The sequence below is a fragment of the Aeromonas sp. DNRA1 genome (genome assembly GCF_963888745.1).
Classification (GTDB): Bacteria; Pseudomonadota; Gammaproteobacteria; order Enterobacterales; family Aeromonadaceae; genus Aeromonas; species Aeromonas hydrophila.
Map to the genome: position 1 here is coordinate 57,975 of NZ_CAWPKQ010000010.1, position 20,498 is coordinate 78,472.

A 20,498-nucleotide genomic window follows, 5' to 3' on the forward strand; every position below is an offset into this window, starting at 1 on the left:
TGATGGTCGTTGCCGAAGGGAATGGTCCGTCGTATTCCTCTTGCACGGCCCATCGCCGTTAACCATGCCCGCTCGGTTCAACATGGATCAGCACGACGGCATGGGGCAGATGTCGCATGATGCCCTGCTCTATCCGATCGCAGATGGCGTGGGAGTGCTCGATGCTCATCTCTTTTGGCAAGGTCAGGTGGAAGTCGATGTGACGGCGGCGCCCGGCCTGGCGGCTGCGCAGGTCATGAAAACCGCCATGCTCCGGGCAGCACTCCTCTATCACTCTGGTGGTGATGGCCAGCTCTTCCTCGTTCATGCTGTGGTCCAGCAGGGGTTGGAAGGCCTGCTTCAGCATGGCGATCGCCTCCTTGAGGATGAACAGGGCGACACAGATGGCAACAATGGGGTCAAGCAGATAGAGGTTGTAGTCCAGCCTGGCGGCGAGCCAGATACCGAGCAGGCCGACGGCGACCCCGAGCGAGGTCAGGACGTCAGCCTTCAGATGCAGCGCATCGGCGGCCAGGGCAACGGACTCTTCCTCCTTGGCCACCCGGTAGAGGTAGGCGGAGACGCCGCTGTTGACCAGCGCCGAGAACAGCATGACCAGCACACCGAGCCCCGCCCCCTCGATCGGGGTTGGCGTGATCAATTTGCTGACGGCCTCGAATATTATCCAGCCGGCTGCCAGCAGGATCAGCAGCGCTTCGATCACGCCGGAGACATTTTCAATTTTGTCATGACCATAGGGGTGGCGTTGGTCGGGGGGAATATCCGATTTGCGTACGGCCACCAGCGCGATCAATGCTGCCACCAGGTCCATGGCCGAGTGAATGGCTTCGGAAATAATACTGACGGACCCGCTCAGTATGCCGGCTAATATCTTCATGATAATCAAGGTGATATTGGAGCAAACTGAGACCAAGGCCGCTCTGGTTTTTCTGGTCATGGGACGTCCTTATTCTCGCTGGAATATTTTCACAAATAGGGCTGGATAATATCAGCTTGTCCAGGGTGGCGCTGCTTTGGGTTGTAAGTTTTTGTTTCTGGCGATAGTGAGAATGCTTATCTAAATTATCTGTCATTATTTAAAGAGATTTCATTTTGGTATTCAGCGGTTTATTTCATACCGCCATGAAATAAATCTGTTTGGCGTTATTTTATAAGGAATATATCGCTTCTCCGGCCGTTCATTCCCCGCCCGGAGCGGGTCAGCGGAAACCGGTGAACGCCTGCTGCCACTGGGGGACGGGATGAGGGTGGATTCTTGCGCAAGATTAGGGGTATGCTGGACTGAGTGCGATCGCAGGATCGTCACTGAAAGCGTACTGTAGTCTACGATTCGGATGGCATGCTGGAACCTGGGTTCCAACTGTCTGGGTAACATTTTTGGAGTTTGATGATGAGTAACAAAGAACATCACAACGGCAAAGATGCCAAGAAAAAACCGCAGATGTCACTGAAAGAGAAGCGCGAAGCCAAACGTCAGAAAGCAGATCTGAAAAATGGCGGCGCGATGAAGTAACGCTCCCCATGCTGTAGTTCCTTTGGAGCCAGTAACAAAAAGCCAGCCTTTTCGGGCTGGCTTTTATGTTTTCAGGAGGCTCAGGGAGTGGCCCCGTAGCGGGCAAATATTTGCTGATAACGGCCATCGGCCCGCATGGCATCGAGCCGGCGATCGAACCAGCGCTGCTGCGCCGCCTGGCGAAAGGCAAAATGGTAGTGAGTCGGCGCAAACAGATCGTATTGCCGGACCCGGTCGGGGGCATAGAGCTCGGCACCATATTTGCTGTTGGCCAGCTGTGCCAGATAGTAATAGAAAACCCGCTGTTCCAGGATCACCGCATCCACCCGCCCCAGCATCAACCTGTGCACCTGTCCCTGCTGCTTGGCGACCTCTTCGTAACGGGGATTCTGGTCAGCCATGCTGGCAAAGGCACCTCCCAGCACCTGACGGGCCCGCTGGAAGGCACTCACCCTCAGTGTCTTCATGTCGTCCTGGGTGCTGATGTGGGTTTTGCCGAGGGTGAACACCCGGTTGTGGAAGGCGATCACCGGCTGCGACAGGAAGACGCCGTGCAACATGCCGGGTTTGACGTTGATGATGGCATCGAGCTTGCCGGACTCCAGCATGCGGAAGGTGCGTTCCAGCGGCAGATATTCGAATTGAGGCTCATACCCGCTGTCCCGAAAGGCCTCTCTCATCAGATCGAGCTCGATCCCGCGACCCTCTTCCTCGATCACATAGGGCGGGATGGCGAAACTGACCCCCACTCGCAATGGCTCGCCGGCCAGCAGCAAGGATGGCAGCAACAGGGTGGCGCAAGCCGCCACGCACAAAAAGATTCGATACCAAGACCCCATGCGTTCTCTCTGGCAACTGGACTGCCCCGATCATAATCCCAAGGCGAATGATATGGGGACGTATGGCTGGCAAGACCGGCCAGGAGGCTCGATCGCGTGCCACGTCTGCGTCAATAACAGGCAAAAAAAGGCCCTGCATGAACAGGGCCTCCGGGATTTGACGTTGCCTAGAACGGAATGTCGTCGTCGAAGTCCATCGGCGGCTCATTGTACACCGGCGGTGCAGACTGCGGCTGCTGGGCCGGACGAGCATAGCCGCCCTGTTGCTGCATATTCTGCTGCGGAGCCTGGGCGGGACGCGCCTGGTTCATCGGCTGCTGGGACTGCATGCCCTGCTGCTGACCCCAGTTGCCCTGAGACTGGCCACCCATGCCCTGGCCGGCGCCGCCTTGCGGACGGCCACCCAGCATCTGCATCACGCCGCTGAAGCCATCGACCAGCACTTCGGTGGTGTAACGCTCCTGGCCGCTTTGATCCTGCCACTTGCGGGTCTGCAGCTTGCCTTCAACATAGACTTGGGAGCCTTTCTTCAGGTATTCGCCGGCCACTTCAGCCAGCTTGCCCATGAAGACGACGCGGTGCCACTCGGTGCGCTCTTTCTGCTCACCGGTCTGCTTGTCGCGCCAGGTGTCGGAGGTGGCCAGGGTGATATTGGTCACGGCACCGCCGCTCGGCATGTAGCGCACTTCCGGGTCTTGCCCCAGGTTACCGATCAGAATGACTTTATTGATGCCTCGACTGGCCATAATCTCTCTTCCACCCTTTATATACCGGCCGGGCCATATGCCCGGGCCAATTCAACATATCGTTTGTTTTCTGTGAGATAGGCGACGCTGCTGGGCGGCCCCGCCACTCATGTGATGACTGTGTCCGGTTCAGCGCGCCAGTTGGCCACTTCCCCGTTTTCAGATTTTGCCCGCAATAGTAACAGTTGGGGAGAAAGAGCGCACATCTTCCTGACGCTCCATCCCATGTCCACCGAACGAAGGATTAACTTACACGAGGCCGGCCTTGGCCAGCAAGTGAACAGCAACGGGGAGTCATATCATCGAACGGTCGAGGCGAGAAGGGGGCCAAAGACCGGTGTGACAGCCCCTGTCCGGCCAGGTGCCAGTATTTCACCCAAATGGGGGGGCTCGGCTAGTTATTTGTATTGCTTGGAAAATTGGTGAGTTTCAAAGGGAGCGCATCGGCGTCTAATACTTTTTTAATGCTGCAGCCTGCGGGGGGCTTGGTACTCTCTGCTGCCAAAAAACACCATGGCCGGAATGTTCAAGGACCAGCGCTTCATGATCACCCCATATCCCATCGTATTGGTAACCGAAGACAATGCGCAGGCGACCAGCTTTCAGAGCTACCTGGCCGAACAGCTGGCTCTGCCCATCCTGCTGGTGAGTGCACTGGAAGCCCTGCCTCAAGCGGATGAACTCGAGCCGCATCCGTTGTTTCTGGTGGATCTGGATTACCTCAAGTCGAGCCAGCAAACGGGGTGGCCACGGGAGATCTCCAGCCGCTTCGGGGAAGCCAATACCGTACTGCTCAATGCCCCCACCAGTACGGATCGGGAGCTGCTGCTGATGTGGCCCCATACCAGCGGGCTCTTCTTCTGTCAGGATCCGCTGGATCGCTTGGTGCTTGGTATTCGCAAGGTGCTGGAGGGGGAGTACTGGATCCCGCGCCATCTGCTGTGCGATCTGGTCAACTACTACCGCAAGGGCGGGGAAAACCACCTGCGCAACCAGACGCTGCTGACCGTGCGCGAGCAGGAGATCATCCGCTACCTGATGACGGGTGCCTCCAATACCGAGATCGCCGACAGCCTGTTCGTGAGCGAGCACACCATCAAGTCCCACCTCTACAATGTCTTCAAGAAATTGAACGTGAAGAACCGCCTGCAGGCGGTGAGCTGGGCCAAGGAGTATCTCTGAAATCGATGGGGATGATGGATAAAACCTGTCTATTCATCCAGTAGTCTCTATGCCATACTGACTCGCTCAGGTTTCCGTATCGAGCGTGCAACAAGATGGAAAAGATCGTGGTCCGGGGTGCTCGCACCCACAACCTCAAGAACATCAATCTGACCCTGCCCCGCGACAAGCTGATCGTGGTCACCGGCCTCTCCGGTTCGGGCAAATCCTCTCTGGCGTTCGATACCCTCTATGCCGAGGGGCAGCGCCGCTATGTGGAGTCACTCTCTGCCTATGCCCGCCAGTTCCTCTCCCTGATGGAGAAGCCGGACGTCGACCATATCGAGGGGCTCTCGCCCGCCATTTCCATCGAGCAGAAGTCCACTTCCCATAACCCGCGCTCGACCGTCGGCACCATCACCGAAATCTACGACTACCTGCGTCTGTTGTTCGCTCGGGTCGGTGAGCCACGCTGCCCGACTCACGCCATCCCGCTCGCCGCCCAGACCATCAGCCAGATGGTGGATCAGGTGCTGGCTCAGCCGGAGGGGAGCAAGCTGATGTTGCTGGCCCCGGTGGTGCGCGATCGCAAGGGGGAACACACCAAGCTGCTGGAAAATCTGGCGGCCCAGGGTTACATCCGTGCCCGTATCGACGGCGAGGTGTGCGATCTCTCCGACCCGCCGACTCTGGAGTTGCACAAGAAGCACACCATCGAGGTGGTGGTGGACCGCTTCAAGGTGCGCGATGACCTGGCGCTGCGTCTGGCCGAGTCGTTCGAAACGGCGCTGACCCTCTCCGGCGGCATAGTGCTGGTGATGCCGATGGATGGCGAGGAGGGGGTTGCCCCCATGACCTTCTCCGCCAACTTCGCCTGCCCGGAGTGCGGCTACTCCATGTCGGAGCTGGAGCCGCGCATCTTCTCCTTCAACAACCCGGCCGGTGCCTGCCCGACTTGCGACGGTCTCGGCGTGCAGCAATATTTCGATCCGGCCAAGGTGATCGGCGATCCGGCCATCAGTCTGGCCAACGGCGCCATCCGCGGCTGGGACAAGCGCAGCTTCTACTACTTCCAGATGCTCAAATCCCTCTCCGAGCACTACAAGTTCGATCTGGAGACGCCGTGGGAGGATCTGCCGCTGAAGACTCAGGAGGTGATCCTGCGCGGCTCCGGTCGCACCGAGATCGAGTTCCGTTATATGAACGATCGCGGTGACGTGGTGGTGCGCAAGCACCCGTTCGAGGGGATCCTGCACAACATGGAGCGGCGCTACCGGGAAACCGAGTCCAACTCGGTGCGCGAAGAGCTCTCCAAATATATCGCCAACAAGTCTTGTACCAGCTGCGGTGGCAGCCGGCTGCGGGAGGAGGCGCGCCATGTCTTCGTCGACAACCGTAACCTGCCGGCCATCGCCGAGCAGTCCATCGGTGATGCGCTGGCCTTCTTCGAAGGGTTGAATCTGACCGGCCAACGCGCCCAGATCGCCGAGAAGATCCTCAAAGAGATCGTCGAGCGGCTCGGCTTCCTGGTAAACGTCGGTCTCAACTACCTGAGCCTGTCGCGCAGTGCCGAGACCCTCTCCGGCGGTGAGGCGCAGCGGATCCGGCTGGCCAGCCAGATTGGTGCCGGTCTGGTGGGGGTGATGTATGTACTCGATGAGCCCTCCATCGGCCTGCACCAGCGCGACAACGAGCGGCTGCTCAAGACCCTCACCCATCTGCGCGATCTCGGTAACACAGTGATCGTGGTGGAGCACGACGAGGACGCCATCCGCCTCGCCGACCATGTGCTCGACATCGGCCCGGGAGCCGGGGTGCACGGCGGGGCCATCGTCGCCCAGGGCACGCCGGAGGAGATCATCAATAATCTAGAGTCACTCACCGGTGACTACCTCTCTGGCCGCAAGCAGATCGCCATTCCTGCCGAGCGGACTCCGCTTACCGGCAAGTGGCTGAAGCTCAAGGGGGCGAGCGGCAACAACCTGCGCAACGTCAACCTGGATCTGCCCATCGGGGTGATGACTTGTGTCACCGGCGTCTCCGGCTCCGGCAAGTCGACCCTGATCAACGACACTCTGTTCCGCATCGCTCACCGCGAGCTCAACAAGGCGACCGAATCCACCCCGGCGCCTTATCGCAGCGTGGAGGGGTTGGAGCATCTGGACAAGGTGGTGGACATCGACCAGAGCCCCATCGGTCGAACCCCGCGCTCCAACCCTGCGACCTACACCGGCCTGTTTACCCCGATCCGTGAACTGCTCTCCGGCACCCAGGAGGCGCGCTCGCGCGGTTACCAGCCGGGCCGCTTCTCCTTCAACGTGAAGGGAGGGCGCTGCGAGGCGTGCCAGGGGGATGGGGTCATCAAGGTGGAGATGCACTTCCTGCCGGACGTCTACGTGCCGTGCGACGTCTGCAAGGGCAAGCGCTACAACCGCGAGACCCTGGAGGTGAAGTACAAGGGCAAAAACATCCACGAAATCCTCGAGATGACGGTGGAAGATGCCCGCGAGTTCTTCGATCCGGTGCCGGCGGTGGCGCGCAAGCTGCAGACCTTGATGGATGTGGGCCTCTCCTATATCCGCCTCGGTCAGTCGGCCACTACCTTGTCTGGCGGTGAGGCGCAGCGGGTCAAGCTGGCGCGGGAGCTCTCCAAGCGGGATACCGGTCAGACCCTCTATATTCTGGACGAGCCGACCACCGGGTTGCACTTCCACGATATCCAGCAGCTGCTCAAGGTGTTGCACCAGTTGCGGGATCGCGGCAACACCATCGTCATCATCGAGCACAATCTGGACGTCATCAAAACTGCCGACTGGATCGTTGACCTGGGTCCGGAGGGGGGCGCCGGCGGTGGCCGCATTCTGGTGACGGGGACGCCGGAGCAGATCAGCCGTTGCGAGGACTCCCATACGGCCCGCTTCCTGGCGCCGCTGCTGGCACGATAATCCGTTCAATAATGTGACAAGGGGCCCTGGGCCCCTTGTTTTTATTGTGGTAATTCAGTGACCGTCCAGACGGGCCGATACTCCATACTTGGGGCAAGACCCTTCCCGTTTCGCATTGCCATCCAAAGGATATTGGCGTCCATGGCTCAACCGTCCCGCTCCATCGATCATTTGCTGGCCTACTCCATGTTCCCCATCTGGGCCGGCGCCATCCTGATGCTGCTCATCGTGATCGCGTTGGCCCAGGTGCCGGCGGCGCAGCGGGTCGAGGAGCGGCGGATGCAGGATCATCTGCAACGGGTGGTCAGGGCTGTGCAGGGCGACATCAATGCTATCAATGCCTTCACTCGGGATTGGGGGATCTGGGACGAGAGCTACCACTTCCTGGCCAGGCCCAATCAGGGCTACATCCACTCCAATCTGCTAGTCGACACGCCAATGCGGGACTTTGAGCTCAACGTGCTGAGTTATATGGATTTGCAGGGCTCTGAAATCTGGACCCGCACCCTGCTGCCGGAGGCGCCTGATACGGACACCACCTTGCTTCCCTTCTTTCTGGATGACCTCAAGCTGCAACTGCTGCGTGAATCGCGGCAGGGGGGGATCCATAGTCTGAGCGGGGTGAGAAGCTCGTTATGGGGACCGCTCATCTTCTCGCTGCAGCCGGTGACCAATACCCTCGGCGATGCCAAACCCAATGGCTATCTGCTGGCGACCCGTTGGCTGGATGAGCGCTATCTGAACGATCTGGCGGCGCGGACCGCACTCGCCTTGACCATTGCCCAACCCAGAACTGGCGAGCACCAGGGCTCTTTCAAGCCGTTCAAGCCATACATGAGCTACCGGTTGGTGGATCTGGGGTTGCAGCGCGTCAGGGGGGAGGGACTTTTGCTCGACAACGACGGTACACCCGTCTTGACCCTGATTGTGGAAGAGGAGCGTGACGTGCTGCAGGGGGCGATGGAGGGGGCTATCTGGACCTTCATCGGCATGCTGCTGATTAGCTTCGCCTGTATTCTGATGGCGCTGGCCCGCTTGCGCGCCATTGTGCTTGGGCCGATCGGCGAGCTGGTGGGGGCGCTGCACAAGTTTGCCGAAAAGCAGGACGTGAACGTGTTGCCGATCATCGACAGCAGTCAGGAGATGGCGCTGCTCAGTCGCAAGTTCCGGGAGATGGCGGCCAGGATCAGCTTGCATCACAGCGCCTTGCAGGCTTATTCATCCCGGATGGAGACCGCCGCCTATACGGATCCGCTGACCCACGCCTTCAACCGGCGCTACCTCGATGAATGGTTGCTCAATGGCGATGATCTGGCGGCAGGCAGGGTGTTGCTGATCCTGGATCTGGATCACTTCAAGCAGGTCAACGATCGCTTCGGCCACGACATCGGCGATCTGCTGTTATGCCAGCTGGCGGAGTTGTTGCGGGGGGCTCTCGCTGAGGAGGAGCCGCTGATCCGGCTGGGTGGCGAGGAGTTTTTGCTGCTGCTGACGGGAGATGAGCCGACACGGGTTGCCCAGCGGGTCGAGCGTCTGCGCCGCAAGATTGCCGACTGCCGGTTCGGACGTGAAGAGTTGCCGCTCTGGATGACGGTTTCACTGGGATTCTGCGATTACCCCCTGCATCGGGAGCTGGAGGATTCGTTCTGGAACCTGAGCTTCAAACTGGCAGACATGGCGCTTTACCGGGCCAAGCAGGAGGGCAGGAATCGCTGGCGCGGATACAGTGGGGAACTGGGGCCGGCGCAGTGGGATTTGGACCCGGAGCAGATTGTGGCAGGCGAGTGGCTGCGGTGTCAGACGTCTCACACCAGCCAGTCGGCCTAGTGGGTCAGAATTAATAGCGCCATGCCGAGAACGAATCCCAATAAAATAAACAGGAAGGAGCCAATACCCCAGATGGCCGCCAGTATGGCTACTATTTTGTCCCTTCTGGTTTGTGGTTTCATAAAGAATTTCTTACAGCCCGGCTACATGGCTCGCAAAAATACTCTGGTTGAGCGAGTGAAACAACCGTTTTTAGCCGTTTAAAGCCTCAGTAAGATGCATTTAAATTATTTCTTAATGTGTGTCTTTTGCTTTTAAATTGGCGTATCAATATGTTTTTATTGTTTATTTTACCGGTTTCAAGCCATGCATAGAGGTGTTTAAGCTGCTGTACACATCTATCTATTTCTTGGTAACGTTTGAGCTAAATCAATAACTCTGCATTCACATCCCTTTATAGTTTTCAGGCTTGCAACATATAAAACGAAAACTAAAAGGAAAACGTGATGAAAAAGATCCTTCCTCTGATGATCGCGGCCGCTCTCGCTTCTCCCGTCGCCATGGCCCACCAGGCCGGTGATATTCTGGTGCGTGGTGGTCTGGCCTTTGTTTCTCCGCAAACGAGCAGTGACAACGTACTGGGTACCGGCGAGCTGGAAATCGACAGCAATATGCAGTTGGGTCTGACGCTCTCTTATCTGATCACTGACAACTGGGGTGTCGAGCTGCTGGCAGCCACGCCCTTCTCCCACTCGGTGTCCACCGCCGGCCTGGGTGAAGTGGCCAAGGTCAAGCACCTGCCGCCGACCCTGATGGCGCAGTACTACTTCGGTGATGCCAACAGCAAGGTACGCCCCTATATCGGCGCCGGCATCAACTACACCACCTTCTTCGATGAGCAGGGCCGCGGCGCGCTGGATGGCACCGACGTGAGCGTGGACTCCTCCTGGGGCATGGCCGGTCAGGTCGGCCTGGACATGGCGATCAATGATCGCTGGTTCGTCAACGCCTCTGCCTGGATCATGGATATCGATACCGACGTGCACACCGCCGTGGGGACCATCAATACCTCCATCGATCCCATGGCATTCATGTTTGGTGTCGGCTATCGCTTCTGATAGGACACAGGGTTGGCCCTCCCACGGGCCGTTACAGCTAGCATGTCTCTTTGGCCCGGCACAGTCCGGGCCCTTTTACGCGCAAAGCGTCCCCCGTCAACTGTGATCCAACCCCATATAGATCAATAAAATACCCTCAGTCTCCCCTCTATAATTCGCCCCTTGTGCCGATAGTGTCTATGTTCACGTTACCTTTCCCCCACGAGTGAGGATGTCTCCATGGGTTTATCTATTGTGCAGCGGATCATCGCCGGATTTGTGTTGATGCTGCTGCTGTTGATCCTGCTGGGTGTGATCAGCACCCTGAAGATCAGGGGCATCAACGACGGCTTGTCACAGGTCTCCGACCGGGCGACCCCGTTGGTGATTGCGGTGGCCGGCCTGAAAGGCGCCCTGCAGGACAGCAACCGCTGGGTGCTGGTCTACCGGACCAACGAGGATGCAAGCCAGCTGCCGCAGCTGGCCAGCCAGTTCAAGGAGCAGCAGGCGCGTTTCAGTCAGCTGAGCCAGGAGATGGACAAGTTTAGCGGGGTGGCCGAGGCCGGCTCTCGTTTTCAGCAGGTCGATACCGCCACCAAGCAGTTCTACGGCCTGGCTGAACAGGTGCTCTCCCAGCACAGCCAGTGGGTCAATGCCCAGGATCAGCGCCACAAGCTGGAGATTGCCTTCATCCGGCTGGAAGACACCTACCAGTGGGCTGCGGATCTACTGTTGCAGCAGACCGCCAGCAAACGCTCCATGCGCAACAAGGCTGAACTCATCACCTCGGGCATCGCGCGCGATCTGAAGAACATTCGACGGGCCGATGCCAAGACCGATCTCAATGAGCTGGAGAAGGTGCTGAGCAAGGACATCGAGATGGCCCGCAAGCGGCTCGATCGGGTGCTGGTGCCGGATGACGTGAAGCAGCGCTTCGTCTCCAACCTCGACCGGATGCAGGAGCTGGCACTTGGCCAGCAGGGGCTGCTGGCGACCATGCGCAATGCCCAGCAGCTGGCCGCCTCGCTGCAGACCCTCAATCAGCAACTCGATGCCAGCCTGATCAACAGCCTGGGCCTGCTCGACGAGATGGGGCAGTCGGCCGGCTCGATTGCCAGCCAGAGCCGCACCACGGCGGATGATGCGGTCAGCAGCGCCAGCTTCTGGATCCTGGTGGTGGCCGCCATCTCGGCCGCCGCCGCCCTCATCATCGGCTATACCACGGCGCGCAGCATTCAGCGTCCGCTGCAGATGATCAACAAGGAGCTGGACTACATGGCGGCCGGGGACATGACCCGCCGCATCAACTATCGCAGCAGCTGCGAATTTGGCGCACTCTCCCGCTCCATCGATACCCTGGCCGGCAAAACCGGCGAGCTGCTCTCCCAGATCAATGCAGGCTCCCGCCATCTGGTGGAGGAGGCGAGCCGCGCCGCCGAGATAAGCGAAAGGGCCGTGTCCCGGGTACAGGATCAGAAGAGTCAGACCGATCAGGTGGCTGCCGCCATCACCGAGCTGGAGGTGAGTGCCACCGAGGTAGCCCGCTCCACCGATGGCACCAAACGGGAAGTGGATCTGGCCGATGATGAAGCGCGCAGCGGTCGCCAGAAGGTGGCGACCACCCGTCGCATCACGGAGCAGCTGGCAGGCGCCATGGAAGAAGCCGTTGGCATCACCTACAAGCTGGGTGAGTTCAGCAACAATATCGGCAGCATCCTCGACGTGATCCGCAGCATCGCCGAGCAGACCAACCTGCTGGCGCTGAACGCCGCCATCGAGGCGGCACGGGCCGGCGATGCCGGCCGTGGCTTTGCCGTGGTGGCAGACGAGGTGCGGGCACTGGCCAACCGGACCCAGACCTCGACCGAAGAGATCCAGGCGATGATCGAGAACCTGCAGAGCTCGAGCAAGCTGGTGGTGGAGGTGATGGGGCGCAGTCAGGAGCAGACCCACAACTGTGTCGAGCAGACCCGGGAGATGGATGCGGCCCTGCAATCCATCGCCGACCGGATGAGCGCCATCAAGGCGATGGCGGATCAGGTGGCGCATGCCGCCCAGGAGCAGATCTCGGTCAGCCAGGGGGTGGCCCGCCATATCTCCGGCATCGCCGAGGTGGCCTACGAGACCGAACGGGAAGCGCGGGAGTCGGCCGGCAGCAGTGAAGTACTGGCGGATCTGGTCGCCAAGCAGCAGCAATTGATCGCACATTTCAAGGTTTAGGAGGGCTTATGTCTAACAAGTGGATCGGGGCCCTGAGTCTCCTGTTGTGTGGTCAGCTGATGGCCAGCGAGCTGGTGATCGAGAGCTGGCGGATTGATGACAAGGCCTTGTGGGAGCAGAAGATCATTCCTGCCTTCGAGGCCTCCCACCCGGGCATCCAGGTGAAGTTCAACGGGGTGCAGAACGTCGACTATATGCCGACCCTGTGGGCCAGTCTGAAAGAGGGCAAGGCGGGGGATCTCATCACCTGCCGGCCGTTCGACGACTCGCTGGCCCTGTTCAAGGCGGGCCATCTGGCGGAATTGACCGAGATGTCGGGGATGGAGAACTTCCCAAGTTTTGCCCAGTCACCCTGGCAGACCGACTCCGGCGCCCAGACCTTCTGCGTGCCCATGGCCTCGGTGATTCACGGTTTCTTCTACAACAAGAAGATTTTCAGTGAGCTGGGGCTGAGCGTGCCGCAAACCCGGGATGCCTTCTTCGCGGCGCTCGACAAGGTGAAGGCCGATGGCCGCTATGTGCCGCTCGCCATGAGCGGCTCGGAAAGCTGGGTATCCTCCGAGCTCGGCTTCCAGAACATAGGCCCCAACTACTGGAAGGGAGAGGATGGTCGGCTGGCGTTGATCGGCGGGCAGGAGCGTTTTGACAACCCGCCCTACGTCAAGGTGTTCGAGGAGCTGGCGCGTTGGCGCCCCTACCTCGGCGAAGGCGGCGAGAGCCGCGACTATGCCGCGACCAACGAGCTGTTCACCTCGGGCAAGGCCGCCTTCTACGTGGCGGGTTCCTGGGAGATCGCTCCCTTCACCGGCAAGGTGGACTTTGGCGTGATGCGCCCGCCCGTGGCGAAGCAGGGCGATGGCTGCTTCTTTACCGATCACACCGACATCGGGATGGGCATGAACCCGGCCAGCAAGAACAAGGAGGCGGCCATGGCCTTCCTGCAGTGGCTGACCACGCCGCAGTTCGCCGAGCTCTATACCAACTCGCTGCCCGGCTTCTTCTCCCTCTCAAACCACTTCTTCGAAGTCACCAACCCGGCGGCGAAGGAGATGATGGAGTGGCGGGATCAGTGCGACTCCACCATCCGGGTGGCTACCCAGATCCTCTCTCGCGGTACGCCCAAGCTAGGGGATGAATTGGCGGAAGTGAGTCAGGCCGTGCTGCTTGGCAAGATGGAGCCCAAGGCGGCAGCCGATCGGCTGGAGCAGGGCCTGAAGGGCTGGTATCCGCCCCATCAGGGCAACAAGGTGAAGGGAGCCGATTGCCAGTGTGACGCCCCTGCCGCCGCGCCCGCAGTATCGGCCGCCGCTGCGACCACCGAGCCTCCTGCCGCTGCATCCGCCGCGACGCCGGCGGTGACAGAGACACCGGCCACCCCGGCGCCGTCAGCAACGCCTGCCGCAGAGGTATCTGCGGCAGCCGCGCCGTTGCCGGCTCCGTCGGCCGAGGTGGAGCAGGCGCTCTCCAACGAGCTGGAAACACCGCAGCAATAGCTGGCAGCAGATAAACAACGGGAGGCATCAGCCTCCCGTTTTCTTTGCTGCCGCCAGTACAGTGATGTCACTGTACCGGGTGGGGCCAACGGCAGAGGCTGCCGATGCGGGCCACCGGGGTGAACCCGAGCGAGCGATAGACGCGATGGGCGTGATAGTGCTCGTCGGCCACTATGATGAGCCGGTCGACCCGCGTCAGCCCGTGCCTGGCAACCTGGCTCAGCAGCTGACGGCACAACCCCTGATTGCGCCATGCCTGCCTTGTGCGCACCAGCTGGAAGCGGCCCAGAGTAGCGGTGAAGAAGAGGCCGCAACTGGCGACCAGTTGCTCCTGCTGCCAGATCCCCCACCACTGACCCAGCCCGTCCCCGATCATCGCCTCGTACAACTGGCGGCGTGACTGCAGATAGGGCAGGTAGCTCTGCTCCGAGTGGCAGGGATCCCGTTCCTCCAGTTCAAAGGCCAGCCACTCGTCCCAGTCGGCCGGGGTAAAGGGGCGCGCAGCCACCGTCGCGGCTGGCGGTTGCCAGTCGGCGGCCTCCAGTGCCAGCACCACGCACTCCATGTACTGGTATCCCGCCGCCACGAAGCCGGCGACCCGGCTGTTCTGGCCGGCCGCGAGAGGCCACTGGAAGGTGCGGTGTCTGACCCGGGGGTCCTGCCCGATCAGCTTGTCGAAACTGGCCTCGAGCCAGCCCTTGTCGTGATCGCTGGGGGGAAAGGGGAGCAGCAGATAGTTGCCGAAGTAGTAATCGGGAGCATCGGGGGTGCGCACGGCCCAGAACTGCTCATGGTCGACCACGTTGCCTTGATAGCGATCGAACAGCAAGTCGGTGGCAAAGCCGGGGTGGGTGTCCATGATGATGCTCCTGCGAATGGTTCAATTGGTTATCGGCAGGAAGGGGAAGAGGTTGAAAAGGGGCCGGAGAAACCTCCGGCCAAACAATCACACGCAGATTCAGAACGTCCAGGACGATCTGCGTTCATCATAACGCGACTCGCCGGATTTTGGGATGGGGTGCCAATCGTTACTTTGGCTTTATTGCCAAATAAAAATCGGCGGCCTTCCTCTCGCTGTAAAACAGTGTTGACTTTGTGCCATTTTCTCATAAAGATAGAAAGACGTTTAGACGTCCAAACATCCGTTTTGACGTAGAGGAATGGATTGCAGGGCAGGGAGAGAGCAGATGGGATTTCACAGCGCACGTCAGGTTGAGGCACTCAACCAGAGTCTGGCAGATTTGAATGGCGACATATCGGTCAGTTTCGAGTTTTTTCCGCCCAACAGCGAAGGGATGGAAAATACCCTGTGGCAATCCATCGAGCGCTTGAAAGTGCTGGAGCCCAAGTTTGTGTCGGTGACCTATGGCGCCAACTCTGGTACCCGGGATCGCACGCACAAGGTGATCAAGGACATCAAGGAGCGGACCGGTTTGATCGCCGCCCCGCACCTGACCTGTATCGACGCCAGCCGCGACGAGCTGCGCACCATTGCTCGCGATTACTGGAACAGTGGCATCCGCCATATCGTGGCGCTGCGCGGTGACCTGCCTCAGGGGCTGGAGAAGCCGGAGATGTATGCCACCGATCTGGTGGCCCTGCTCAAGGCCGAAGCGGACTTCGATATTTCGGTAGCCGCCTACCCGGAAGGACACCCGGAAGCGCGCAGCGCGCAGTCGGATCTGCTCAACCTTAAACGCAAGATCGATGCCGGTGCCAACCGCGCCATTACCCAGTTCTTCTTTGACGTCGAGACCTACCTGCGCTTTCGGGATCGCTGCGCCGCCATCGGCATCGATGCCGAAATCGTGCCGGGGATCCTGCCGGTTTCCAACTACCAGACTCTGGCCAAGTTTGCCGGCTTCACCAACGTGAAGATCCCGCGCTGGATGCATCAGCGTTTCGAGGGGCTGGATGATGATCAGATGACCCGCAACATGGTGGGGGCCAGCATCGCCATCGATCAGGTGCGGGTGCTGAGTCAGGAAGGGGTGAAGGATTTCCACTTCTATACCCTGAACCGCTCCGAGCTGACCTACGCCATCTGCCACACCCTGGGGGTGAGGCCGAAAGGCCAGCCGTAACGGATCGCGGGCACAAAAAAAGCCAATGAGTCGCTCATTGGCTTTTTTGTTATGGCGACCAATCAGGGTCTGGTAGGGGCGATCTCTTTGGGTTCGAGATCGATCACCGCATTGCCGGCGGCGCCGGGATACTGGTGATAGCTCTGGTCCTGCTCCAGGGTATAGAAGGTATCCAGATAGTCATCGTTGTTGGTCATCCAGGAGTCGGGCAGTGCCTTGACGATGCGGCCGCCGAGATCGAGGAAGGGCAGTGCCTCGGGCACGCCGCCGGCAGTGAAAGCCAGCTTGAGGGCATCGATGAACAGGCCGCTCAGCTCCTTGTAGTTGACGTTGTCGTCCTGCTCCATCATGACGATGTCGACGGCACCCCAGCGATAGCGATCCCAGTAGACCAGGATCTGGTTGGGGGTGTAGTCGGTTTTGTCATAGTCGAGATAGGGCATGTCGACGATGTCGACCACGGGCTCATCCCGGCTGGGGTTGACCCCTGCGACCACCGCATACACCTCGGCCGCACCCAACAGCCAGGGCTCCTGATCATCCTTCAACCGAATTTTCTTCAGGATGCTGGTCTTGAGCGGTGCCGTGCTGGCAGCCGCACGGGGAGCCACCTGCATGTCGGCGGCCGCCAGCGCCTTGCGGATCACCTTGAGGCCGGCGTTCTTGGCCTTGACTGGATCGGCCTCCACGACCAGGACCGGACGGGCCGGTGCCTTGTCCACATCCAGATAGACGGGGTTGCCGGCGCTGTCGAAGGCTTCGATGGCGCTCCAGCTCTTCTCATCTCCGCTCGGTACATAGGCGACCAGCGGTTCGACACCCTGCTGCAGCGCGGCGGCCTGTTCCGGGTTGGCCAGTCGCAGCTGCATCAGCTCCTTGACCTCGCCATCCAGCCCTTGCCGGCTGATGGCTGCCTGGTTGGCATCCCGGGCCTGGCGTTTCAGGCGCGGGCTGGCCTTTTGCAACAGGTTGGGCAGCGGGCTCTGGTACTCCTGATTGCTCAGCAGCGGCAGCAGGTTCTTCTGCTGCAGCGCGAGCTGGCGGGCCAGCTCCCGATCGGTGTCGGCAGCGTGGGCGGTGGTGGCGCCCAGCAGTGCCAGTAACAAAATGACAGCCTGATTCCTCATTATTATTCTCCAGTTTATGAGTCTGACATGAGGCACGCATCGGGGAAGAAGAAGTGCCTCGACACCACTTAATGGCAATTAGTTTCAGCTGTGAACCAATTTTTCTGAATTATGTGCGGTGTCTCACGGGGGGCTCCCCAGATGGTCAGGTCAGTTTCTCCGCTGGTTGACTTGATACAGGATGATGCCGACGAGCAGTCCCCAGCAGGCGGCGCCGATGCCGAGCAGGCTGATGCCGGAGGCGGTGATGATGAAGGTCAGCAGGGCGGCCTCACGGGCATCATCGTGCTGCAATGCGGTGTGCAGGCTGCTGCCGATGGTGCCGAGCAGCGCCAGCCCGGCGACACAGGTCACCAGTGTCGCCGGGAAGGCCGTGAACAGCGCCGCCACCGTGGCACCGAAACAGCCGGTCAGCAGGTAGAAGCCGCCGGCCCACACCGACGCGGGCCAGCGTCGGTTGGCGTCCGGATCCACCTCTTTCCCCATGCAGATGGCCGCAGTGATGGCCGCCAGGTTGAAGGCATAGCCGCCGAAGGGCGCCAGCAGCAGACCGGTGAGGCCGGTCCAGGTGATGAGGGATGAGGTGGCGGGCTGATAGCCGTGGGCCCGCAAAATGGTAATGCCCGGCATGTTCTGGGAGGTCATGGTGACGATGAACAGTGGCAAGGCTATGCCGAACAGGGCACCAAGGGAAAACTCTGGCCAGGTCATGACCGGGCCGGCCAGTTGCCAGTGGATGGTGTCAAGCTGCAGCTGGCCTCTCAGCAGACAGATAAGAATGCCGGTCGCCAGTACCAGCACCATGGTATAGCGTGGCCAGATATGGCGGCCGAGCAGGAACGCCAGCAGCAGGCTGCCGAGCAGCAAGGGATCTGCCGGGGCGACCTTGAACAGATCAAGCCCGAACTTGAGCAATACCCCGGCCAGCATGGCCGCCGCCAACTGGGCCGGGATATGGCGCATCAGCCGATCGAACCAGCCGCTGATACCGCACAGGGTGATCAGCAGAGAAGAGATAACGAAGGCGCCGATGGCCTCGGCCAGGGTGAAGTTACCCAGGCTGGTGATGAGCAGGGCGGCACCCGGGGTCGACCAGGCAGTCAAGACGGGGATGCGGTAATAGAGGGAGAGGCCGATGCAGCTGATACCCATACCAATACCCAACGTCCATAGCCAGGAAGCGAGCTGGGCTGCATCGGCTCCCGCTGCCGTGGCTGCCTGAATGATCAGGATGACCGAGCTGGTATAGCCGACCATCACGGCGATGAAGCCGGCGACCAGATGAGGAAGGGCAAAGGGCATGGTGACGTCCTTGTGGGGCTGTGACGGTTTGTGCGTTATTGCGTACAATATTGCCTCAGACTATATCGCTATGCGTTATAACGCACAAGGCGATTCAAGCAAGCACCACAAAGAGGCAGTCATGCAAGAGATGAATCAGCATCTGGCCCAACGTCTGAAGGGCTTGCGCAGCGAACTGGGCTGGAGCCTGGATGTAGCGGCGCGGGAGACGGGAGTGAGTAAGGCCATGCTGGGCCAGATTGAACGGGGGGAGTCGAGCCCGACGGTGGCCACCCTGTGGAAGATTGCCACCGGCTTTCAGGTCTCTTTCTCCAGCTTCATCGAACCGACCCCGGCAGAGCAGGGGGAAGTGCTCTATCGCACCGCAGATGCGATTCGCCAGCAACCGGCGGGAGAGGGCATGCAGGTCGCCCCTCTCTTCCCTTATGAGGGTCGCTTTGGTTTTGAACTGTTTGAGCTGACTCTGTTGCCCGGTTATCAGCGAGAATCAGAACCACATGAACCCGGGGTGACCGAACATGTCATCGTCATCAGTGGCCTGATGGAAGTGCTGGTGGAAGGGGAGTGGCGCTCCTTGACGCAGGGGGAGGCGGTGCGTTTTGCGGCCGACCGCCCCCATGGCTATCGCAATCTGGGTGTGGCCCCTGCCATCTTCCACAATCTGATTCACTATCCGGCCAGCAGATCTTGACCCACCCGGGTCAGCCTGGGCGCCCATCAGCCCGGGGGCTGGTCAATATGGGAGCATAGACCCAGACAAACAGACCGTACGCCAGGCTCCAGGCCAGGCCGCTCAGGTTCCAGCCGTGCAGGGTATAGGCCGGCCAAAGCAGCGGGATCACGACCCGGATCAGGGCGGCCATGATCACCAGCGCGAATGCGCACTGGATCCTGCGCCCCACCTGCAAGGCCCGGCCACTGTGACCAAGGGAGACCCGGGCTATCATCCCCAGGATCATGGTCCCCAGACAGCCGGCACTGAGCAGGTGGCTGGCCAGCGACAGGCTGATGGGCAGGCCGGCAGCCAGAGCACCAAGGGCGAGCAGGCCGAGAGGAATAAACAGGTAGGCGAGGTGCAGCGACCACAAGAGGGGTTGGCCAAGAGTGGAAGGCAGCCGCCAACGCAATTGGCGCCACAAGTGCAAAACGGCCGCCACTATATATAGAGGAAGCAAGTAGAGGCTGGTGGCCCATGGGGTGGGCAGCAGCAGCCAGCTCACCATAGTGAGCCACAGCGTGGCAAGGGCAGCCCGCTCGAGCCAGAGAATTGGGACAGCTTTTTCCATCCCGGTGGCTCTGGCAGTAAAGAAGGGGATGACTCGCCCTCCCATCACGGCGATCAGGGTTGTAAACAAGAGCACCGTAGTAATGAGCAGATGTTCCATATCAGCCCACTGCGCCTGCCACAGCCAGCTGGCGGCGTTGAGCAGCGTCAGCACGACCAGCAGAGGCACAAAGAAGAGGTTGCACCACTGCCTGGTTACCATGATCGGTTTGGCCAGATACCAGGTACAAAGAGGCAGCCAGAGCAGATCTGCTACCATCAGCAGGGTATTGTGTTCGCCCAACCAAGGCAGCAAGGCCCTCGGCAATGCCCACAATACAACGACTAGGACCAGGGGCCAGCTTCTCACCCCGGGGTGAGCGGTCCAGTTTTGCACTGCCGTCAGCAGAAATCCCGCGACGATCGCGGCCCCGAAGCCAAACAGCATCTCATGGGCATGCCACCAGATGGGGTTGCCAATTCCCGGCAGGACGAACCAGCCATTGAGCTGCCCCAGCCAGCCCAGCATCGCCAAAGCCGAGAACAAGGCGCCGAACAGGAAGAAAGGCCGAAACCCGAGGCGGAACAGAGGAACGATTCTCTCCTCTTTGCGGCTATCCAGGATCTGGTGCATGAATGAAACCTTAATTGAACATTTGAAAAGCTAATTATAAAGTGGCTTTTCAAATGTTCAATTTAAATCCAATGACAGCCCGAAATGGTGGTGATGCGAGTGAAATAGAACCGCTTTGCTGTATATCTGAGCGAACGGTTCTTTTCGGTGAAAAAGCCCTTGTCATTGCGGCGCGGCTCCCTATAATGCGCCCCTACCAGCACGGCAGAACACGCCAACCTGATGAGCCAGCTTCCTTGCGAAGTGGGCGCCGAAAGAAAAGCGAAAACAAGCGCTTGACTTTCGAAGTGAGAGGCGTAATATGCG

The 20,498-nt window shown here is 60.0% G+C and carries 17 protein-coding genes; 9 read left to right on the forward strand and 8 right to left on the reverse strand.

Translation table 11 applies throughout. The features are described 5' to 3' along the window. Positions 1-58 precede the first annotated feature (58 nt). Positions 59-937 (reverse strand): cation diffusion facilitator family transporter, encoded by an 879-nt coding sequence (locus AACQ43_RS21350; protein WP_168968639.1) that lies wholly within the window; start codon positions 935-937, stop codon positions 59-61. Positions 938-1,390: 453 nt separating this feature from the next. On the opposite strand from AACQ43_RS21350, the gene AACQ43_RS21355 reads away from it, so the two are divergent. Then, positions 1,391-1,513, forward strand: a complete 123-nt coding sequence (locus AACQ43_RS21355; protein ID WP_011707641.1) for a hypothetical protein — start codon at positions 1,391-1,393, stop codon at positions 1,511-1,513. A gap of 80 nt (positions 1,514-1,593) precedes the next feature. Here AACQ43_RS21355 and AACQ43_RS21360 read toward each other — a convergent pair whose 3' ends face one another. After that, positions 1,594-2,352, reverse strand: a complete 759-nt coding sequence (locus AACQ43_RS21360; RefSeq protein ID WP_168968640.1) for a substrate-binding periplasmic protein — start codon at positions 2,350-2,352, stop codon at positions 1,594-1,596. 167 nt (positions 2,353-2,519) lie between these two features. Continuing rightward, positions 2,520-3,098 carry a single-stranded DNA-binding protein gene (locus tag AACQ43_RS21365; RefSeq protein WP_011707639.1) on the reverse strand — a complete coding sequence of 193 codons (579 nt, stop codon included), beginning with the start codon at positions 3,096-3,098 and terminating at the stop codon, positions 2,520-2,522. A gap of 522 nt (positions 3,099-3,620) precedes the next feature. On the opposite strand from AACQ43_RS21365, the gene AACQ43_RS21370 reads away from it, so the two are divergent. The 6 genes from AACQ43_RS21370 (at position 3,621) to AACQ43_RS21395 (ending at position 13,781) form a co-directional block, all read left to right on the forward strand. Further along, positions 3,621-4,280: a LuxR C-terminal-related transcriptional regulator gene (locus tag AACQ43_RS21370; protein WP_113995415.1), complete on the forward strand. Its 660-nt coding sequence runs from the start codon at positions 3,621-3,623 to the stop codon at positions 4,278-4,280. Positions 4,281-4,375: 95 nt separating this feature from the next. Next, on the forward strand, positions 4,376-7,204 hold the full coding sequence (uvrA, locus tag AACQ43_RS21375) for an excinuclease ABC subunit UvrA (protein WP_168968641.1): 2,829 nt from the start codon (positions 4,376-4,378) through the stop codon (positions 7,202-7,204). A gap of 141 nt (positions 7,205-7,345) precedes the next feature. Further along, positions 7,346-9,031: a diguanylate cyclase gene (locus tag AACQ43_RS21380; RefSeq protein ID WP_168968642.1), complete on the forward strand. Its 1,686-nt coding sequence runs from the start codon at positions 7,346-7,348 to the stop codon at positions 9,029-9,031. A gap of 446 nt (positions 9,032-9,477) precedes the next feature. Further along, a complete protein-coding gene (locus AACQ43_RS21385; protein ID WP_011707635.1) occupies positions 9,478-10,089 on the forward strand; it encodes an OmpW family outer membrane protein in 612 nt (203 codons plus the stop codon). A gap of 219 nt (positions 10,090-10,308) precedes the next feature. Beyond that, positions 10,309-12,288 carry a HAMP domain-containing methyl-accepting chemotaxis protein gene (locus AACQ43_RS21390; protein ID WP_029305191.1) on the forward strand — a complete coding sequence of 660 codons (1,980 nt, stop codon included), beginning with the start codon at positions 10,309-10,311 and terminating at the stop codon, positions 12,286-12,288. Between the two features lie 8 nt (positions 12,289-12,296). After that, a complete protein-coding gene (locus AACQ43_RS21395) occupies positions 12,297-13,781 on the forward strand; it encodes an ABC transporter substrate-binding protein (RefSeq protein ID WP_168968643.1) in 1,485 nt (494 codons plus the stop codon). 67 nt (positions 13,782-13,848) lie between these two features. Here the strand turns inward: AACQ43_RS21395 and AACQ43_RS21400 are convergent, their stop codons facing one another. Beyond that, the gene (locus tag AACQ43_RS21400) at positions 13,849-14,640 is read right to left on the reverse strand and encodes a GNAT family N-acetyltransferase (protein ID WP_168968644.1); all 792 of its coding nucleotides are present in this window, start codon (positions 14,638-14,640) and stop codon (positions 13,849-13,851) included. A gap of 328 nt (positions 14,641-14,968) precedes the next feature. On the opposite strand from AACQ43_RS21400, the gene metF reads away from it, so the two are divergent. Then, the gene (gene metF / locus AACQ43_RS21405; protein ID WP_076362770.1) at positions 14,969-15,865 is read left to right on the forward strand and encodes a methylenetetrahydrofolate reductase; all 897 of its coding nucleotides are present in this window, start codon (positions 14,969-14,971) and stop codon (positions 15,863-15,865) included. A 62-nt stretch (positions 15,866-15,927) separates the two neighbouring features. Here metF and AACQ43_RS21410 read toward each other — a convergent pair whose 3' ends face one another. Both AACQ43_RS21410 and AACQ43_RS21415 read right to left on the reverse strand, forming a co-directional pair. Next, positions 15,928-16,992, reverse strand: a complete 1,065-nt coding sequence (locus AACQ43_RS21410) for a DUF3103 family protein (RefSeq protein WP_168968645.1) — start codon at positions 16,990-16,992, stop codon at positions 15,928-15,930. A 150-nt stretch (positions 16,993-17,142) separates the two neighbouring features. Next, positions 17,143-18,294, reverse strand: coding sequence for a benzoate/H(+) symporter BenE family transporter (locus tag AACQ43_RS21415; protein WP_168968646.1), 1,152 nt, complete (start codon positions 18,292-18,294; stop codon positions 17,143-17,145). A gap of 121 nt (positions 18,295-18,415) precedes the next feature. On the opposite strand from AACQ43_RS21415, the gene AACQ43_RS21420 reads away from it, so the two are divergent. Continuing rightward, positions 18,416-18,985, forward strand: a complete 570-nt coding sequence (locus tag AACQ43_RS21420; protein ID WP_168968647.1) for a helix-turn-helix domain-containing protein — start codon at positions 18,416-18,418, stop codon at positions 18,983-18,985. A gap of 10 nt (positions 18,986-18,995) precedes the next feature. Here AACQ43_RS21420 and AACQ43_RS21425 read toward each other — a convergent pair whose 3' ends face one another. Both AACQ43_RS21425 and AACQ43_RS21430 read right to left on the reverse strand, forming a co-directional pair. Continuing rightward, on the reverse strand, positions 18,996-20,192 hold the full coding sequence (locus AACQ43_RS21425; RefSeq protein WP_168968648.1) for an NnrS family protein: 1,197 nt from the start codon (positions 20,190-20,192) through the stop codon (positions 18,996-18,998). 62 nt (positions 20,193-20,254) lie between these two features. Next, a partial coding sequence (locus AACQ43_RS21430; RefSeq protein WP_211162635.1) for a hypothetical protein occupies positions 20,255-20,498 on the reverse strand: 244 nt, incomplete at its 5' end.

Coding starts and splice junctions, on each gene's coding strand:
- AACQ43_RS21350 (WP_168968639.1), bottom strand. CDS start 937: ATGACCAGAAAAACCAGAGCGGCCTTGGTCTCAGTTTGCTCCAATATC.
- AACQ43_RS21355 (WP_011707641.1), top strand. CDS start 1,391: ATGAGTAACAAAGAACATCACAACGGCAAAGATGCCAAGAAAAAACCG.
- AACQ43_RS21360 (WP_168968640.1), bottom strand. CDS start 2,352: ATGGGGTCTTGGTATCGAATCTTTTTGTGCGTGGCGGCTTGCGCCACC.
- AACQ43_RS21365 (WP_011707639.1), bottom strand. CDS start 3,098: ATGGCCAGTCGAGGCATCAATAAAGTCATTCTGATCGGTAACCTGGGG.
- AACQ43_RS21370 (WP_113995415.1), top strand. CDS start 3,621: ATGTTCAAGGACCAGCGCTTCATGATCACCCCATATCCCATCGTATTG.
- uvrA (WP_168968641.1), top strand. CDS start 4,376: ATGGAAAAGATCGTGGTCCGGGGTGCTCGCACCCACAACCTCAAGAAC.
- AACQ43_RS21380 (WP_168968642.1), top strand. CDS start 7,346: ATGGCTCAACCGTCCCGCTCCATCGATCATTTGCTGGCCTACTCCATG.
- AACQ43_RS21385 (WP_011707635.1), top strand. CDS start 9,478: ATGAAAAAGATCCTTCCTCTGATGATCGCGGCCGCTCTCGCTTCTCCC.
- AACQ43_RS21390 (WP_029305191.1), top strand. CDS start 10,309: ATGGGTTTATCTATTGTGCAGCGGATCATCGCCGGATTTGTGTTGATG.
- AACQ43_RS21395 (WP_168968643.1), top strand. CDS start 12,297: ATGTCTAACAAGTGGATCGGGGCCCTGAGTCTCCTGTTGTGTGGTCAG.
- AACQ43_RS21400 (WP_168968644.1), bottom strand. CDS start 14,640: ATGGACACCCACCCCGGCTTTGCCACCGACTTGCTGTTCGATCGCTAT.
- metF (WP_076362770.1), top strand. CDS start 14,969: ATGGGATTTCACAGCGCACGTCAGGTTGAGGCACTCAACCAGAGTCTG.
- AACQ43_RS21410 (WP_168968645.1), bottom strand. CDS start 16,992: ATGAGGAATCAGGCTGTCATTTTGTTACTGGCACTGCTGGGCGCCACC.
- AACQ43_RS21415 (WP_168968646.1), bottom strand. CDS start 18,294: ATGCCCTTTGCCCTTCCTCATCTGGTCGCCGGCTTCATCGCCGTGATG.
- AACQ43_RS21420 (WP_168968647.1), top strand. CDS start 18,416: ATGCAAGAGATGAATCAGCATCTGGCCCAACGTCTGAAGGGCTTGCGC.
- AACQ43_RS21425 (WP_168968648.1), bottom strand. CDS start 20,192: ATGCACCAGATCCTGGATAGCCGCAAAGAGGAGAGAATCGTTCCTCTG.